The organism is Vibrio sp. T20, from assembly GCF_007858795.1.
Taxonomy (GTDB): Bacteria; Pseudomonadota; Gammaproteobacteria; order Enterobacterales; family Vibrionaceae; genus Vibrio; species Vibrio satsumensis.
Genome location: NZ_VFEB01000076.1, coordinates 1 through 341 on the forward strand (window position 1 = coordinate 1; position 341 = coordinate 341).

Annotated in this window: 1 protein-coding gene; it reads left to right on the plus strand. The window is 38.4% G+C overall.

All coding sequences use genetic code 11. From position 1 onward, the window contains the following. On the plus strand, positions 1–341 hold a 341-nt coding region (locus FTW16_RS05850; RefSeq protein ID WP_146490402.1), incomplete at both ends, for a GGDEF domain-containing protein.

Sequence of the window (341 nt, forward strand, 5' to 3'; positions counted from 1 at the left end):
TCTCGATGAATGGGCTGACCGAAATGAGCTAATTGATACCTTTCTCGAAGATGGCTTACTTCAAATTGCTTTTCTGTTAATCGCCATCGGTATCACTAAATTAAATACCCACTTAAAAGACCAAAGTAAGAAAGATGAGCTTACAGGACTATATAATCGTAAAAAGTTCGATGCGATTAAGCTTGAAGAATTTGAGCTGATTTATTTCGACTTAGATGGGTTAAAGCAAGTGAATGATCACCAAGGGCACCAAGTCGGTGATCTAATGATTGTTCGTTTTTCTCAAGCACTAAATCAGGTAGTACTTGAAGATGAAATGGTGTTTCGTGTTGGCGGCGATG